Origin of the sequence: Xanthomonas hawaiiensis (genome assembly GCF_031834635.1) — a bacterium.
Lineage (GTDB): Bacteria > Pseudomonadota > Gammaproteobacteria > Xanthomonadales > Xanthomonadaceae > Xanthomonas_A > Xanthomonas_A sacchari.
In genome coordinates, this window is the sequence record NZ_CP115873.1 from 1,361,246 (window position 1) to 1,377,061 (window position 15,816).

General features: G+C 71.1%; 13 protein-coding genes. 3 read left to right on the plus strand and 10 right to left on the minus strand.

Going from position 1 to position 15,816, the window contains the following annotated elements; translation table 11 throughout:
- Positions 1–67: 67 nt before the first annotated feature.
- Positions 68–817, minus strand: coding sequence for an SDR family NAD(P)-dependent oxidoreductase (locus PG878_RS06050; RefSeq protein ID WP_209029555.1), 750 nt, complete (start codon positions 815–817; stop codon positions 68–70).
- A 98-nt stretch (positions 818–915) separates the two neighbouring features.
- Between PG878_RS06050 and PG878_RS06055 the strand changes: the two genes are divergently transcribed.
- Positions 916–1,314, plus strand: a complete 399-nt coding sequence (locus PG878_RS06055; protein WP_209029556.1) for a winged helix-turn-helix transcriptional regulator — start codon at positions 916–918, stop codon at positions 1,312–1,314.
- 157 nt (positions 1,315–1,471) lie between these two features.
- On the opposite strand, the gene PG878_RS06060 is transcribed toward PG878_RS06055, so the two are convergent.
- On the minus strand, positions 1,472–2,302 hold the full coding sequence (locus tag PG878_RS06060) for an AraC family transcriptional regulator (protein ID WP_244663470.1): 831 nt from the start codon (positions 2,300–2,302) through the stop codon (positions 1,472–1,474).
- Between the two features lie 30 nt (positions 2,303–2,332).
- On the opposite strand from PG878_RS06060, the gene PG878_RS06065 reads away from it, so the two are divergent.
- Both PG878_RS06065 and PG878_RS06070 read left to right on the plus strand, forming a co-directional pair.
- Complete coding sequence (locus PG878_RS06065) at positions 2,333–3,571, plus strand: MFS transporter (RefSeq protein ID WP_209029557.1); 1,239 nt, start codon at positions 2,333–2,335, stop codon at positions 3,569–3,571.
- A gap of 102 nt (positions 3,572–3,673) precedes the next feature.
- Complete coding sequence (locus PG878_RS06070) at positions 3,674–4,792, plus strand: sterol desaturase family protein (RefSeq protein WP_209029558.1); 1,119 nt, start codon at positions 3,674–3,676, stop codon at positions 4,790–4,792.
- 284 nt (positions 4,793–5,076) lie between these two features.
- On the opposite strand, the gene PG878_RS06075 is transcribed toward PG878_RS06070, so the two are convergent.
- From PG878_RS06075 to PG878_RS06110, 8 genes are all read right to left on the minus strand, one after another.
- The gene (locus PG878_RS06075) at positions 5,077–5,391 is read right to left on the minus strand and encodes a PsiF family protein (protein ID WP_209029559.1); all 315 of its coding nucleotides are present in this window, start codon (positions 5,389–5,391) and stop codon (positions 5,077–5,079) included.
- A gap of 53 nt (positions 5,392–5,444) precedes the next feature.
- Complete coding sequence (locus PG878_RS06080) at positions 5,445–6,698, minus strand: type III PLP-dependent enzyme (RefSeq protein ID WP_209029560.1); 1,254 nt, start codon at positions 6,696–6,698, stop codon at positions 5,445–5,447.
- Complete coding sequence (locus PG878_RS06085) at positions 6,695–8,452, minus strand: IucA/IucC family protein (RefSeq protein ID WP_209029561.1); 1,758 nt, start codon at positions 8,450–8,452, stop codon at positions 6,695–6,697. The genes PG878_RS06080 and PG878_RS06085 overlap by 4 nt, the downstream gene beginning before the upstream one ends.
- Positions 8,430–9,602 carry an MFS transporter gene (locus PG878_RS06090; RefSeq protein ID WP_209029562.1) on the minus strand — a complete coding sequence of 391 codons (1,173 nt, stop codon included), beginning with the start codon at positions 9,600–9,602 and terminating at the stop codon, positions 8,430–8,432. Before PG878_RS06090 ends, PG878_RS06085 begins: the two co-directional genes overlap by 23 nt.
- On the minus strand, positions 9,599–11,395 hold the full coding sequence (locus PG878_RS06095) for an IucA/IucC family protein (RefSeq protein ID WP_209029563.1): 1,797 nt from the start codon (positions 11,393–11,395) through the stop codon (positions 9,599–9,601). Before PG878_RS06095 ends, PG878_RS06090 begins: the two co-directional genes overlap by 4 nt.
- Positions 11,392–12,618, minus strand: coding sequence for an ATP-grasp domain-containing protein (locus PG878_RS06100; RefSeq protein ID WP_209029564.1), 1,227 nt, complete (start codon positions 12,616–12,618; stop codon positions 11,392–11,394). Before PG878_RS06100 ends, PG878_RS06095 begins: the two co-directional genes overlap by 4 nt.
- Positions 12,619–12,866: 248 nt before the next feature.
- On the minus strand, positions 12,867–14,996 hold the full coding sequence (locus PG878_RS06105) for a TonB-dependent receptor family protein (protein ID WP_209029565.1): 2,130 nt from the start codon (positions 14,994–14,996) through the stop codon (positions 12,867–12,869).
- A 28-nt stretch (positions 14,997–15,024) separates the two neighbouring features.
- A complete protein-coding gene (locus PG878_RS06110) occupies positions 15,025–15,756 on the minus strand; it encodes an HpcH/HpaI aldolase family protein (protein ID WP_209029566.1) in 732 nt (243 codons plus the stop codon).
- Positions 15,757–15,816 lie beyond the last annotated feature (60 nt).

Below are 15,816 nucleotides of genomic sequence, written 5' to 3' on the forward strand. Positions count from 1 at the left end.
TCGCCGTCGGCGGCGTACCAGCGCCCCGGCACCGCGCAGTCGCGGCGCCGGGGCGGCCGCAGCGGGGTCAGACCTGCGCGAACCCGCCGTCCACGAACACTTCGCTGCCGGTCATGAAGCTGCTTTCGTCCGAGGCCAGGAACAGCGCCGTCGCCGCGACTTCGTCCGCATGCCCGATGCGGCCCAGCGGCACCTGCGCGGTCATGCCCGCGACGATCGCCTCCTGCTGGCCCGTGCCGGCCAGCACCGAGTCCAGCCCCGGCGTGGCGATCGGCCCGGGCGAGAGCACATTGACGCGGATGCCGGTGCCCTTCAGATCCAGCGCCCAACTGCGCGCGAAGTTGCGCAGCGCCGCCTTGGTGGCGCTGTAGACGCTGAACGCTGCGGTGCCCATGGTGCCGGTGGTGGAGCCGGTCAGGATCACCGAGCCGCCGGCGCACATCAGCGGCAGGGCCTTCTGCACGGTGAACAGCGTGCCTTTGACGTTGACGCCGAAGGTGCGGTCGAAGGACTCCTCGGTGATCGATCCCAGCGGCTGGAAATCGCCGAGTCCGGCATTGGCGAACAGCACATCGATGCGGCCCTTGCTGGCTTCGACCTGGGCGAAGACGCGGTCCAGATCGTCCAGCTTCGCAATGTCGCCCTGAATGGCGATGGCGTCGGCACCGATCAGGCGCAGCGCCTTGTCCAGTTCCTCCTGCCGACGCCCGACGATGACCACCTGTGCGCCTTCGGCGGCGAAGCGCATCGCGCTTGCCAGACCGATGCCGCTGTTGCCGCCGGTCACCACTGCAATCTTGCCGTCGAGCCTGCCCATGATGCGCTCCAGAGAATGAGGAGGCGCCACTGTAGAACTGCGCTATTTCTTTGAATAGTATTTACCTTCTGGTAAGTACCTCGGAGTGGCAGACCCTCATGGCACACAACGGCACGTTCGGTTGCGGGCTCGAAGCCGCGCTCGCTTTGGTCGGCGGCAAGTGGAAGCCGTTGGTGATCTACCACCTGGCCAAGGACGTGCACCGCTACGGCGCGTTGCGGCGCGCGATCGGCGGGGTCACCGACAAGGTGCTGATCCAGCAGCTGAAGGAACTGGAGCGCGACCAGGTCGTTGCGCGCCTCGACTTCCAGGAGATCCCGCCCAGGGTCGAATACTCGCTGACGCCGTTCGGGCAATCGCTGGCGGCGGCTTTGGCAGGGCTGTGCGAGTGGGGCACGCAACACATGCAGGCGGTCGAGCGCATCAGTGCGCGCCGCGCGGCGCCCGCCGCCAGTGCCAGCGCCGGGCGTCGTGCCAGCGAGGTCGGCCGCGGATAACGGGCACGCACCGCAGGCGCAAGACGGTCCGTGCCTGCCAGGCCGTACGCACGCCGGTACGCAGCGTCGCACGCATAGCGCGTGCGCCCCTGCGACACCTTCGTTGCTGCCGCGACCACGACCGCGAATGCGCGGCGGCACGTCGATCGCGGCGCCGCTAGCGAAAGAACTGGCTCGGCGGCTGTCCGAACTGGCGCTTGAACATGGCGGTGAACGCGCTGGGGCTGTCGTAGCCCAGCTCCACCGCCACGTCGATGATGCGGTCGCCGGCGGCCAGCCGTTCGAGCCCGCGCAGCAGGCGCAGTTGCTGTCGCCACTGGCCGAAGCGCATCCGCAACTCGCGCTGGCACAGGCGCTGGATGGTCTTGACGTCCACGCCAAGTTCCGTGGCCCAGGCGTGCAGGGTGGTGGGGTCGGCCGGGTCGGCGTCGAGTGCGGCGGCGATGCGCAGCAGGCGCGGATGGCGCGGTTGCGGCAGGTACAGCGGCAGCGCCGGCAGCGCGTGCAGTTCGTCCAGGATCAGCCGCATCAACCGCCCGTCGCGCGAGTCGGCGGCGTGGTCCCAGGCGATGTCCGCGGCGCTGCGGATCAGCGCTTCCAGCAGCGGCTCCACCGCCATCACTGCCGGCGTGTCGGGCATGCCGGCGATCGCGGCGGGGCGGATGTACAGGCTGCGCATGTGCAAGCTGCCGATCCAGCGCACGCTGTGTTCGGTGCCGGCGGGAATCCACAGCGCGCGCGTGCTCGGCACCACCCAGTGGCCCTGGCCCGAACGCACCACCATCAGGCCGGACACCGCGTAGATCAACTGATGACGCGCATGCCGGTGCGGGGCGATGGCGCTGTCGGGTGGGTAGTCGACGGCCTTGCACACCACGTCGGCGGGCGCGTCGTCCGCATTGCGGCCGGAGCGCGGCACCAGGGTGTCCTTTTTGCGATGGTTGCTGGGCATGTCGCGCAAGAAGGTCGGGACGGGGCAGCCTACCATGCACGCACCTCCGGCAATGCCCGTCCCGCCATGTCCACGCTGCGTCCTGCCGCCCCCGTCGTGTCTTCCCCCACCGGCACCGCCGCCCCGCGCAAGGTCGCCTCCGGCGTGCTCGCCGCGATCACCTCCTCGCACCTGATCAACGACATGATGCAGTCGCTGATCCTGGCGCTTTATCCGGTGCTCAAGGGCCAGTTCCAGCTCAGTTTCGCCCAGGTCGGCCTGATCACCCTCACGTACCAGATCACCGCCTCGCTGTTCCAGCCGCTGATCGGGCTGCGCACCGACCGGCGGCCGGCGCCGTACTCGCTGCCGCTGGGCATGAGTTCCACCTTGTGCGGACTGCTGCTGCTGGCCTATGCGCCAAGCTTCGGCATGGTGCTGCTGGCAGCGGCCCTGGTCGGGATCGGCTCGGCGATCTTCCATCCCGAATCCTCGCGCATCGCGCGGCTGGCCTCGGGCGGCCGCCATGGTCTGGCCCAGTCGGTGTTCCAGGTCGGCGGCAATACCGGCACCGCGCTGGGGCCGCTGATCGCCGCGGCGGTGATCGTGCCCAACGGCCGCCACAGCGTGGCCTGGTTCGGCGGCGCGGCGCTGCTCGGCATCGCCCTGCTGTCCTACGTCGGGCGCTGGTATGCGCTGCACCTGCAGGCCGCACGCGCGGCGCCACGGCCGGTCGCCGCGGTGCCGGCGCTGCCGCGCGCGATGGTGGTGCGGATCGTCGGCATCCTGCTGCTGCTGATCTTCTCCAAGTACTTCTACATCGCCGGGCTGAGCAGCTACTACACCTTCTACCTGATCCAGCGCTTCGGCATCTCGGTGCAGAGCGCGCAGTTGCACCTGTTCGCGTTCCTGCTGGCTTCGGCGCTGGGCACGCTGATCGGCGGCCCGGTCGGCGACCGCATCGGCCGCAAGCCGGTGATCTGGGTGTCGATCCTGGGCGTGGCGCCGTTCGCGCTGGCGCTGCCGCACGTGGGCCTGCATGCGGCCACTGCGTTGACCGTGCTGATCGGCTTCGTGCTGTCCTCGGCGTTCTCGGCGATCCTGGTGTATGCGCAGGAAATGATGCCCGGGCGCATCGGCACCATCTCCGGGCTGTTCTTCGGCTTCGCCTTCGGCATGGGCGGGCTGGGCGCGGCGGTGCTGGGCCTGCTCGCCGACCATCGCGGCATCGTCTTCGTGTACCAGGTGATGTCGTTCCTGCCGTTGCTGGGTATCGTCGCGGCGCTGCTGCCGAGCCGGCGGCCCGACGCCGTCGCGGCGCACTAGCGCCACCGCGCGCGGCCGGCATCGGCCGGCGCGGACAGCTTGGCGAAAGCCAGCGGCCGCATGCTGTCGCGCCGGCCGTCGCGCCCCCATCGCTGTGTTCGCATGCCTGTCATCGCCCTGGTATCGTCCGTTGCCCACGCCTGGTCCACGCTGGTCGACCTGGTCGCCAGCCACGCGGTGGCGCCGCTGCTGGCGGCGCTGCACCTGACCGGGCTCAGCGACGATCCGCACGACATCGCCGCCTCGCTGCTGGTGGCGGCCCTGCAGCTGTCCATCATCGGCGTGCTGTTCCGGCCGCTGGAGAGCCTGTGGCCGGCCGAGCGCTGGGAACACCGGCGGCTGGCACGCATCGACTTCCACTACACCTGGTTGATGCTGATCGGGGTGTTCCCGCTGTTCTCGTTCCTGATCCTGACGCCGGTGGTCAACGCGCTGGGCGGCGCCGACCCCAACGCCGCGGCGGCGCCGGAGACGGGCCTGCGCCATGTCTGGCCGTGGCTGGACCAGCATCCGCTGGTGCTGTTCGCGCTGTACTACCTGGCCTACGACTTCACCTACTACTGGATGCACCGGGTGCAGCACTGGATGCCGTGGTGGTGGGCGATGCACAGCATGCACCACAGCCAGCGCCAGCTCAGCTGCTGGGCCAACGACCGCAGCAACTACCTGGACGGCATGCTGCAGTCGTTCGTGCTGGCCGCGGTGGGCATCGCCTTCGGCATCGAGGCCGACGAGTTCGCCTGGCTGATGCTGCTCGGCGAGCTGGTGCAGAACCTGTCGCATGCCAACACGCGTTTCGGCTTCGGCCCGGTGCTCAACAAGCTCCTGGTCGACCCGCCGTTCCATCGCCTGCACCACATGCGCGTGGACCCGGAGCGGCCGGGACTGCACAACTGCAACTTCGGCCAGGTGTTCGCGTTCTGGGATGTGTTGTTCGGCACGGCGCTGTACGGCGAGCCGGTGCGGCCGACCGGGGTGGGCGATCCGATGGTGGATCGCGATAACGAACTGGGCCTGGTCGCGCTGCAGGTTGAAGGGCTCAAGCGCTTCTGGGGCGCGGTGCGGAGGCGCTCGGGATGGACGCCGGGCGAGGTCGCGTTCGGCGAGGACTATGCGCCGATCCCGGTGGATCATGCGGGTTTGCCGTTGAGCGGCGGGGATTCGGGAGTGGGGATGACCGTACCCTCACCCCAACCCCTCTCCCGGGGGGAGAGGGGCTAGCGCTTTTCCTTCTCCCATCGGGAGAAGGTGCCCCGGAGGGGCGGATGAGGGTACGGGCGCAGCCTCGTGCACCCAAACATCGCGAGACGCTTCGCGCCGAACCCTCACCCCAACCCCTCTCCCGGGAGGAGAGGGGCTAGTGTTTTTCCTTCTCCCATCGGGAGAAGGTGCCCCGCAGGGGCGGATGAGGGTACGGGCGCAGCCTCGTGCCCCCAAACATCGCGAGACGCTTCGCGCCGGACCCTCACCCCAACCCCTCTCCCGGGGGAGAGGGGTTAGTGCGCTCACTGCTTCTTCAGGCAACCGCTCATGAAGGTCTTGCGGGCGTCGCCCTGCAGTTTCTGCGTTGCGGCTTGCGCGTTGCAGTCCTTCATCCGTTGCTGGGAGGCGTTGCCCACCGCAGGCGCGGTGCCGCCGCTGAGGCAGGCCTTCTGCGCGCTCTTGTACTCATCTCCCTTCTTGCCTTTGTTCTGCGCCGAGCACTTGGCCATCAAGGTCTGTTGCGCGGTCTGCGGTTTGGTCGCGGCGGTGGCCAGCAGCGGGGCGGCGGTGAAGCTCAACAGCAGACAGGTGGCGGCGAAGCGAGCGGAACGGGTCATGGCGGCAGCTCCGGATGGTGTGCCGGCAGGGTGCGCCGGCACGGGTGACCGGATCATGACGCGGCGGTGGCCGGGTCGGCAATGCGGCGCTGCGGCATTGCGTCGGCGGCCTGCGCCGGGCCGTCGAGGAACAGCATCTGCGGTGGCGGATGCATCAGGAACTGCTGGTGCGAGATGTTCCAGGCGTAGGCGCCGGCCAGCGGAAACGCCAGGCAGTCGCCCGGCGCCAGCGCGGCCACCGGCTGGTCGCGGGCCAGCACGTCCTTGGGCGTGCACAGCTGCCCGACCAGGGTCACCCGCGCATCGCGCAGCACCGGAGGCTGCGGGCCGCGCAGCACCAGGAACGGATGATCGTGGCCCTGCGCGGCGGGCGTGCGGAAATGATGGGTGCCGCCGCGGCCGATGGCGAACTGCGCGCCATGGCTGCGCTTGATGTCCAGCACTTCCATCAGGTACCAGCCGCAGGCGGCGCTGACGTAGCGGCCCGGTTCCAGGCGCAGGCGCAGGCCTTCGCCGTGCGTGCGCAGCAGCGTCGGCAAGCCCGCGCAGAACGCGGCCCAGTCGAACGAAGCTGCCGGATCGGCGTAGTCCACGCCGAAGCCGCCACCGGCATTCACCGTCAGCGGCCCCAGCGCATAGGCCTGGCGCCAGCCCTGCACGGTCTGCAGGTAGTGCGCGATCAGGCGCAGTTGCAGCTGCGCATCGCGCTGGTGCGACAGCAGGTGGAAGTGGAAGCCGTCCAGCCGCAGCCCGCTCGCGCCGCGCAGCCCCTGCATGGCTGCGTCCAGATCGTCCGCGTCCAGGCCGAACGGCGAGGGCCGCCCGCCCATCACCAGGCGCGTGTCCTGCATGCCCGGCACCACGATGTTCAGGCGCAGGAACACCGACAGCGGGCGCGTGCGCGACGCGGCGATGCGGGCCAGCCGCTGCAATTCGCCCAGGCTTTCCACATGCACGCTGCAGTCGGGCAGGCTGGCGGCCAACTGCAGTTCGGTATCGAGCTTGCCGGGGCCGCCGAACAACAGGCGGCGTCCTGGCTGGTGCGTGTGCAGCCACTGCAGCTCGCCGCCGGAAGCTGCCTCGAAGCCGTCCACCCACGGCGCCAGCGTGCGCAGCACCGGCGGCTCGGCGTTGGCCTTGGCCGCGTAGAAAAGTTCGCACCCGGCCGGCAGCTGCGCGCGCAGCATCGCCGCGTGCGCCTGCAGCGCCGCCAGGTCGTAGACATAGGCGCAGACCGGGCCGTCGGCCTGTGCGCGCAGCCGCGCCAGCGCCACCTGCAGCGGGGTGGGATCGATGCGCAGGCTCATGCTGCTGCCTGCCGCAGCGCGGCGCTGCCGATCGGATTGGGCAGGAAGCTGTAGTCGGCATGGCGGTCGGCGCGTTGCAGCAGGCGCAGGCGCAGGTTGTTCTTGGCCGGCAGCGGCGCGCCGTCGAGCAGGGCCTGCAGTGCCGGTTGCGCGCCATGGCGCTGCTGCCATGTGCGCGCAATGTCGCCGACGATCTGCCACAGCTGGCGTTCGCGGCGGTCGTGGCCGTCGGCGAGGTGGAAGATCGCTTCGGCCAGATTGTTGACCAGCGCGCAGTAGGCGATGCGGTTCCAGCCGCGTTCGGCGCTGTAGTACAGCGACTGCCGCGCGGTCTCGGACATGCCGGGCAGGCGCGCGGCCGGCCAGCGCGACGGCAGCAGCTTGGTGCCTTCCAGATCGCGGATCCACACCTGCGTCGGCACACCGTCTTCGCAGCCGATCACGGTGTTCTGCAGGTGCGGTTCCAGCACGATGCCGTAGCCGAACCAGGCGCTCCACACGCCGTCCAGCAGCAACTGTGCGTAGGCGCGGAACCAGGCCGCGGTGGCCGCCTCCAGGCTGCTGCCGCTGCGTTGCGCCAGCGCCTGCAGCGCGGCGAAGCAGGCCGGCTGGCCGCGCGCGTCGTGGGTGAACAGCGCACCGGCCACCTGCGGGCGATAGCGCGCGCGCTGCGCGGCCGGGATCGCCTGCCGGTACAGCACGCCGAAGCTCTCGCCCAGTTCGCGGCAGGCCTGCGCATCGGCGTCCAGCGCGGAGAAGTCCAGGTCGGTCGCGGCCGGCTCCAGCAACACGTGGAAGCCGGGTACGCGCTGCGCCAGCGCCCGCCAGTCGGGCGCCAGCAGGCGGGTCAGCGCCACTGCGCTTTCCAGTTCGTACCAGGCGTTCTTGCGCACGCAGTTGGTCAGGCGCACGTGCACCGACAGCTTGAGGAAGTGATCGAGGTCCGCGTGGTAGAGCGTGCGCACCGACGAGGTCGGGCGCAGCGCCAGACCGCGTTCGCCCAGCGGTTCGATCCAGCCGCGCGCCTGCGCATGGCGCAGCAGCGGATGCGCCAGCACGCGTTCGGCCTCCCATGGATGGCACGGATACAGGTCGGCGCCGCCGCCGGCCTGCGCCAGCGTGGCGCGCACGTCGTCGCCCTGTGCGCGGTACAGGCGCGGATCGATGCGGAACCAGAACAGCGGAAAGGCGCTGCGCGCTTCCGGCGCGCACGCCAGCACCTGCGCCAGCGGCACGCCTTCGCGGCTCTTGGGCGTGGGATGGAAGGCGTGGCCCCACAGCATCGATTGTTCGGCATCGATCAGCGCCTCGCCGGTGGGCGGCGCGGTCTCGGCCTGGCGCAGCAACTGCGCGGTGATGGCGATGCTGTTGGCGCTTTGCGTGAGCAGTTCCAGGTTCGGCGCCTGTTCGCCGTCGCTCAGCTCCTGCAGCAGCAGGCGCACCAGCGCCTCTGCGTCCAGGCAGTGCCACGGACGGCCGTCGGCCTTGAGGTAGGGCGCCGAGGCGAAGCGGCAGCGGCCCAGGCGGTCGGCATGCGCCAGGCGCACGCACAGCGTGGCGCCGGAGGGCAGGCGCAGGCGCAGCCAGCGTTCGCCGGCGGCGGCCACACCGGGCCGGTCCAGGCCGCGGTAGTCGAAATCGGCCTGGCCGCGACCGAGCGCGACTTCGCGCAGGTAGCAGTTGAGCCAGCAGGTGATCGCCTGCGCTTGCGCCAGGCTGTCGTACCACGGGTCATGCATCGGCAACGGGGACATGGACGGTTCTCCGAACGGACGTGAGCATCAGGGCCGGCAGCAGCGCCAGCAGGGCGGCCGCGGCGGCGGCGAGGAACGGCACGGCCAGGCCATGGCCTTGCACCAGGGCACCGGCGAGGGCGCCGCCGGCGACGCCGGCGACCTTGCCGGCGGCATCGAAGCGGCCGAACAACTGGCCGGCGCCGCGCCCGCCGGCAACCTCGGCCAGGCTGCGGTTGAGGCCGCGCAGCGCCATCCACATGCCCAGGCCGAACAGCAGCCGCGCCGCGATCAGCCAGCCGGGCGCCGGCGGCGCCATCTGCAGCAGGCAGGCCAATGCGAACAGCGCCAGCCCCGCCGGCAGCGGCGACACGCGGTGGTCGCGACCACGCCAGCACGGCATCAACACCAAGTAGACCAGGTGCGGCAGGCCATACAGCAGGCCGGCGACCGCGCTGCTGCCGATGCCGTGCGCCTGCGCATACGGCAGGAAGTAGGGAAAGGTCACCACCATCGCGAAGCAGAACAGGAACTGCGTGGTCCACAGCGCCCAACGCTGGCGGCGCTGCGTGGCATCGGTGTGCGGCAGAGAGGGCGTGGACGCGGCGTGCGCCGGCGCGCGCGGCGGATCGTCCGGCAGGCGCCAGCTCAGCGCGAAGGCGAGCAGCGGCAGCAGCGCCAGATAGCGGTACAGCGATTGCGCCGGGCCCAGCGCGGTGGCCAGGCCGAGCAGGGCGGGGGCGGTGACCATCGCCAGCCGCGCCGAGAACTGGGTCCAGTCCAGCGCCCGTGCCAGCGAGCCGCGCTGCGCCTGGCTGCTGAGATAGGCGTTGGTCGCCGCCAGCGAGCCGCCGCAGGCGCCCTGCACGACCAGGCCGGCGACCAGCCAGCCCAGGTTCGGGGCGAAGCCGGCCATCAGGAACCCAAGCGCCAGCCCGAGCTGCGCGCGCAGCAGCGAGCGCTTGCGTCCGTAGCGATCCGCCAGCCGGCCCCAGGCGCTGGCGGTGAGCGCGGTGCACAGCGTCGGCAGCACGTACAGCACGCCGCTCCAGCCGATCGCCGCACCCGGCGCCAACTGCTGCAGCACCTGCGGCAGGAACAGCGGCATGCCCAGCGCGGTGAAGGCGGCCAGGTAGTGCGCGGCCAGCACCGGGCCGAGGATGCGCTTCATCGCCTCGCCCCGATCGCAAGCGCGCGCGCCGCCAGCGCATCCTCGCGCAGCAGGTTGGGCGCGCTGTCGCCGTAGAACTTGTTGATGTCCGCCGCGCCGGTGATCTGCTTGCCGAGCAGGCTGCCGGCGCTGAGCAGGTACTTCACCGGGAGCTTCGGTGCATCCAGCAGTGCCTGCGCCGGCGCAGTGTCGATGCCTTCTTCGCGCAGCGCGCGCAGGGTGCCGTGCAGGCGCGCGCGCAGCAGTGCGTACAGCGCCGCGCGCAGCCCCGGCTGCCATTCCGCCAGCCCCTCCAGCACCGCCTGCAGATCCAGTTGCAGGATGATGGTGCAGAACATCCGCGCCAGCGCGGCGTCGTCCTGCACGGGGATGCGCGTGTCGCGCGGCGTGCCCAGCGCGGCCAGCGCCGGCCGTTGCGCGTGCAGCCGCGGCAGCAGCACCCGCGCCGCGTCGTTGTCCTTGAGCAGCAGCCGCGGCGCACGGCCGGCGGCGTAGATCAGCACGCTGTTCTGCTGGTTGGCCTCCAGCGCGATGCCGTAGCGCAGCCACAGCCGCAGGTGCACCTCGCACATCAGCGCCAGGTAGCTGTCCCACCAGGCGGTGAGGTCGCCGCCGTGGAAGCGTTCGGCCAGATGCGTGGCCAGCGGCCGGCCATCGGGCAGCGTCGCGCACAGGCCGGCCACCGGCACCAGGGTCGCCTCTGGCAACGCCGGATAGCGGCGCAGCAGGTAGGACAGGTGCCGGGTCTCGCCGACATGGCCGGCATGCGCCTCGTCCACGTGCAGATAGCGTTCGCCCAGCGCCGGATCGTGCGCGGCGAGGTCGCGCAGCACGCGCTCGAACCAATGCCCGTCGTACAGCGTGGACGGCTTGATCAGGCGTAGGTTGAGCGCGCCGAGCGTGCGCATCGGCACCGGCAGCTTCAGGTGATGATCGGGAAACGCCAGCGGGATCACCGTGCGCAGCGACAGCGAGGGCCGCACCTGCAGCCACGGCTGCGGCGCGGCGATGGCGCCGTCCGGCAGGGCGAAGCCGTCCTCGCCCAGCCGCGCGAAGATCAGCGGGTGCAGCGGCCAGGCGATGTGGTCGGCGTCCAGCGCCGGGTCCAGGCCGAGCATGCTCGGGCGCGGCCAGAACGCCGGCGGCGGCGTGGTCCGGGTGACCTGCGCGGCCGGCAGCGCCAGCCAGCGCAGCGCGAAGCTGGGGCCGAACTCCGGTGCGTAGCGCGGCAGGTCGGTGTCGTCCAGGCCGAGCTTGGCGCGTGCGCTGGGATAGAACGGATGGTCGCGGTGGCTGGCCAGCTGTTCGCAGCGGTAGGCGCGTTCGTGCGCGTCGGCGGCGTCCAGCGCGGTGGCCAGCAGCGGCCGTTGCTGCGCGTAGGCCTGTCGCGCCAGCGCGCGCTGGCGCACCGCGCACTCGGCTTCCTCGACATAGGCGCGATGCAACGCCTGGGTTTCCGCGTCGAGTCCGGCGCCCAGCCGCGCCAGCCACTGCGCCGCGCCGGATTCGCAGGCGCTGCGCTGCCCGGTATGCAGCACCCAGCCGTCGCTGCAGGCGCTCACCGTCTGCAGGTAGCCGGCGCGGCGCAACGGCAGCCACAGTTCGCCGTCGGGCAGATGCGCGATGCGCCACCAGATGGCGTCCGCAGGCAGCGGCGCCTGCGCCCAGGCGGCGAGCACCGCCGGCGGCGGCGTGGCGGCGGCGCCGCGGCTGACGATGCCGCGCAGGTCTTCGCGCAGGCAGGCGTCGATGACGCGCAGGTCGATGTAGCGGCGGTCGGCGTCCTGGCTCATGCAGCCGCTCCGATGCTGCTGTCGATGCGCCAGTGCAGCGATGCCTCGGTGCGGGCCAGCGCCTGTTGCAGGTCGGCCTCGGTGTCGGCGAGCACGTCCAGCACGCCCAGGTAATCCTTGTTGGAATGGCTCAGGCGGATCGTGTCGCCGTGTTGCCGCAGGCGCCGGTAGCGCGCGTCCCAGTGCGTGTCGTTGCTGGCGTGGTCGGCACTGGCCACCGCCAGCGTGCCGTCGTGCTCGGCCACGTAGTAGCGGACCAGGGCGTGCGCGCGGCGCGCCTGCAGCGTGGGCAGCGGCCGACCCAGGTGCAGGCCGAGCACGCTGTCGAACCAGTGCCCGCCGAACAGGCGGTCGATCAGGAATTCGCGGCCATCGCCGATGCTGCGGTAATTGATCTCCACCAGCACCGGGCCGTCGGCGGTGAGGATGAATTCGCTGTGGCACACGCCGAAGCCGATGCCGAACGCCTGCAGTTGCGCCAGCGCCTGCTGCACGACCGCGGTATCGGTGGCACCGCGCCAGCGCGCCTCGCACTCGACGAAATGCGGCGGCGCCGACAGCTGCACGTCGAAGCCGCCGATCGGCTGCAGATGGCGCCCGTCGCCGAGCGTTTCCAGGGTGAACAGCGGACCCTCCAGCACGCTCTCCAGCAGCACGCTGCGCTGCGGGTGGCGCTGCCAGAAATCATCGAGGTAGGCCTGCAGCGCTGCCGCGTCGGCGCAGTGGCGCACGTCCAGGCTGGCCACGCCTTCGCGCGGTTTGGCGATCAACGGCCAGGGCGCCTGTGCCGGCGGCATCGCGCCCGGCGCCAGGCTGCAGAACCACGGCGCCGGCAGGCCGAGCGCGCGCAGCCGCTGGCGCATCGCCGCCTTGTTCTTGGCCTCGTAGCAGACCTGCCAGTCCTTGCCGGGCACGCCGAGCGCGGCGGCGACCACGGCGGCGCTGGTCTGCAGGTGATCGCTGTTGCTGAACACCGCGCGCGGCGGCTGCGGCAGGCTGCCGAGCAGGTCGAGCACGCCCAGCGGGTTGAACACGTCACACTCCAGCACCTGCACCGGTGCGGCCGGCGGATGGCGGCGGAAATGCTCGAGGTGCGCGTGGCGGTGGTCGGTCAGCAGCAGCACCGGCACGCCCAGGCGCTGCGCGGCGGGGAGGAAGCCATCGGTCACCGCCGGGTGGCAGACGTGGCTGAGGAGCAGCAGGGGAGCGTCGTGCGGGGTCATGTGCGGGTCTCGTCGGGCGCAGGCGCACGCACGCCGTCGGCGCGGCCGCGTGGAGGCGGACACGGAAGGCATGCGCCGCGGCTGCGGCGGGTCGCGTGGTTGCCTGGCGCATCGCATCGGGCGCGCGCTGGGTACGGGAAGGACGCGGCTGCGTCCGTTGCACTGGCCCGCGTCTCCCGCGGGCGGCGGCGCGCCGTGGTGGCGCGCGGTGGTGCGGGGCCGGCGGCGTCGTCCGCCGCCGGCGTGGATCAGAACGTGTACTCGAGGCCGACGGTGACGCTGCGGCCCGGTGCCGGCTGCCGGCCCCAGGGGCTGGTGTCGATGCCGCGGTACCAGTACTTGCGATCGAACAGGTTGTTGACCGCCAGCGACGCGCTGAGCTTGCCGCTGGCGCCTTCGCTGAGCACCTGGCTCAACTGCGCGTTCCACACCCAGTAGGCCGGCAGTTCGCCGACCGAGGCGATCGCGTTCTCCTGCACGGTGTTGGCCGCATCGCTGAAGGCGCGGCTGAAGTAATAGCTGGAAACCGCGACGGTGGTATGACCGGATTCGGGCCGGTAGGACGCACCGAGGGTGAGCTGGTTGAGCGAGGTGTAGGGCACGCGCAGGCCGTCGTACACGCCCGATTCCTGGCGTGCGTCCAGGTAGGCGTAACCGGCGTTGAGGGTCAGTGCGCGCAGGTGCGCCGGGCTCCACTGCACTTCCACTTCGCCGCCCTGGTGGCGGGTCTTGCCGAGGTTGCGATAGGTGCGCGTGGTGTTGTCGAGCTGGATCTGCTGGTCGAAGTCGATCAGGTAGCCGCCGAACTGGATCCGGGTGCGCTCGTTGGGCTGGTAGCGCGCGCCGGCCTCGTAGTTCCAGGCCAGTTCGGCGTCGAGGTTGTCGCCGTAGATGATCTGGGTGACCTGCGGCGCGCGCAGCGAGCGCTGGCCGTCGGCGTACAGGTACCACTGCGGAGTGGCCTGGACGCCCAGGGTCAGGCCGGGCAGCACGTCGTCGGTCTTGTTGCGCGTGCGCACGCCGCTGGCGAGGTTGTAGTAGCGCGAATCGACCTGCTCGTAGCGCAGGCCGGGGGTGACGGTGACGCGGCCGTCGGCGAAGGCGATCGCGTTGCTGACGTAGGCGGCCGCGCCGCGGTCCTTGAAGCGCCAGTCGCGCACCAGGGTGTACAGGCCATCGCTGAGGCGGGTGTTGCCGACCAGGAAGTCGATGTCTTCGTTGATCGCACGCGCGCCCAGCGTCCACTGCTGGGTCACCGTGCCGGACCCCATCTTCCAGCTCAACCGCGGCTCGCTGCCATAGACGCGGAAGTCGCGCGGCGCACTCTGCCGCAGTTGCGGCGGCAGGTCGGGGCGCCAGGTCTCGCTGGCGGCCGAGCGCATGCCGACGATGAAATTGCGGCTGCTGCGCGCGCTGAAATTGCTCCAGTCCAGGCGCAGGTCCTGGAACGGCCCCACATCACCGAAGTCCTGCTGGTAGACCAGCGAGGCGCGGGTGGTGCGGCCGGTGAATTCATCGAGCGGCCGCGTCGACTGGCGCGGATCGCGCAGGTAGTCGGCGACGGACAAGGCGCCGGCCATGTCCATGTCGGCGACGTAGCGCTGCACGCTCGCCTTGAGCAGCTTGTCCGGCGCCAGCCACCATTCCGCGCGCAGGCGCAGGTTCTTGATGTCGGTGGCGCTGTGTTCGCGCCAGTAGTCGCCCTTGGTCCAGTTGGCGTCCAGTTGCAGGCCGAACGTGTCGCTGGCGTAGCCGCCGGTGCTGATCGCGGTGTCGCCCAGGTAATGCCCGGCGCCGCCGGCGGTGACCTTCTGCCCCAGCGTGGTGGTCCAGGTGGTGGGGATGTCCGGGCTGATCAGGTTGATCACGCCGCCGACGTTGTTGGGGCCGTACTGCACCGCCGCGCCGCCGCGCACGATGTCGATGCGGTCGACCTGGTTCAGGCCGACCGGGAACAGCGACAGGCTGGTCTGCCCGTACGGCGCCAGCGCCAGCGGAATGCCGTCCTCCAGCACCTGCACGCGGCCGCTGCGGCTTTCGTACAAGCCGCGCAGCATGATCTGCGGCAGCGCGCCAGTGCCGGTCTCGTCGAACACCTTGATCCCCGGCACCTTCTGCAGGGCGTCGTCCAGCGAGCGGTTGGCGCCGGTGCGCAGTTGCGTGTTGTCGATCACCTGGCGGCTGCCGGCGTAGTGCTGCACGTCCTCGACGGTGGAGCGGCCGAGCAGGCTGCCCTGTACCTGCACCGCGTCGAGCTGGCGGATCCGCGCCTGCGCGTCGGCGTCGGGCGGGGTGTCCTCGGCACGCGCGCTGGAGGGGGCGAACAGGGCGGCGGCGAGCGCAATGGCCAGCAGCGAAGGGGAAAGCGAAGCGATCAAGACGACGACTCCAACAGGGACGAAACGGTCAGGGGCTGCGCAGGTCGGCCGCACGCTGGCGCAATGCGGCCTGCAGCAGTGCGCGGTCCTCGCCGGCGAACAGCCACTGCAGATCCGGCTGTGCCAGCCAGTGCGCACGCTGCGCGGCGTCGCGCGGATTGGGGCAGAAGGGAACGCCGGCGGCGCGGCAGGCCGCGTCGATCGCCAGCAACTGGTCCCAGACCTGCGGATGGGTGGGCTGCGGGCCGAGGCCCAGGTCCAGCGCCAGGTCCAGCGCGCCTTCCATCACCAGCGACACGCCGGGCACCTGCAGGATCTGCGGCAGCGCGCGCACGCCGGCGGCGCTCTCGATCATCGGGATCACGCGCAGGCGCTCGCGGCTGCGGGCGATGTAGTCGGCCAGGGCCACGCTGCCGAAGCCGGTGACGCGGCCACCGGTGATGCCGCGGCGGCCGTGCGGCGGGAAGTGTGCGGCGGCGACCGCGCGCTCGGCCTGCTCGGCGCTGTCCAGCCCGGCGAGCACGACGCCGCGGGCGCCCGCATCGAGCACCCGCCCGATCAGCTTGGCGTCGACTTCGGGCACCCGCACCCAGGCTTCGCAGCCGCCCAGCTCGCAGGCACGGATGGCGTGTTCCAGTTCGGCCGGCGAACGCAGCACATGTTCCAGGTCCAGCACCGCGAAGTCGTAGCCGACGTGCCCGAACATCTCGCACAGCAGGGCACTGGGCACGGAGTTGAGCAACCCGATCTTGCAGGCCATGGGGGAGGGCGCGCGGAACTGGGGAAGGGAGCGCAATCCTGCCGCAAACGAGAATGCTTA

What these genes read in the sequence shown, in the direction of transcription:
- PG878_RS06060 (WP_244663470.1), bottom strand. Translation starts at nt 2,302, where the DNA reads ATGGTAGGCTGCCCCGTCCCGACCTTCTTGCGCGACATGCCCAGCAAC.
- PG878_RS06080 (WP_209029560.1), bottom strand. Translation starts at nt 6,698, where the DNA reads ATGAGCCTGCGCATCGATCCCACCCCGCTGCAGGTGGCGCTGGCGCGG.
- PG878_RS06070 (WP_209029558.1), top strand. Translation starts at nt 3,674, where the DNA reads ATGCCTGTCATCGCCCTGGTATCGTCCGTTGCCCACGCCTGGTCCACG.
- PG878_RS06095 (WP_209029563.1), bottom strand. Translation starts at nt 11,395, where the DNA reads ATGAGCCAGGACGCCGACCGCCGCTACATCGACCTGCGCGTCATCGAC.
- PG878_RS06050 (WP_209029555.1), bottom strand. Translation starts at nt 817, where the DNA reads ATGGGCAGGCTCGACGGCAAGATTGCAGTGGTGACCGGCGGCAACAGC.
- PG878_RS06075 (WP_209029559.1), bottom strand. Translation starts at nt 5,391, where the DNA reads ATGACCCGTTCCGCTCGCTTCGCCGCCACCTGTCTGCTGTTGAGCTTC.
- PG878_RS06110 (WP_209029566.1), bottom strand. Translation starts at nt 15,756, where the DNA reads ATGGCCTGCAAGATCGGGTTGCTCAACTCCGTGCCCAGTGCCCTGCTG.
- PG878_RS06065 (WP_209029557.1), top strand. Translation starts at nt 2,333, where the DNA reads ATGTCCACGCTGCGTCCTGCCGCCCCCGTCGTGTCTTCCCCCACCGGC.
- PG878_RS06085 (WP_209029561.1), bottom strand. Translation starts at nt 8,452, where the DNA reads ATGTCCCCGTTGCCGATGCATGACCCGTGGTACGACAGCCTGGCGCAA.
- PG878_RS06090 (WP_209029562.1), bottom strand. Translation starts at nt 9,602, where the DNA reads ATGAAGCGCATCCTCGGCCCGGTGCTGGCCGCGCACTACCTGGCCGCC.
- PG878_RS06100 (WP_209029564.1), bottom strand. Translation starts at nt 12,618, where the DNA reads ATGACCCCGCACGACGCTCCCCTGCTGCTCCTCAGCCACGTCTGCCAC.
- PG878_RS06055 (WP_209029556.1), top strand. Translation starts at nt 916, where the DNA reads ATGGCACACAACGGCACGTTCGGTTGCGGGCTCGAAGCCGCGCTCGCT.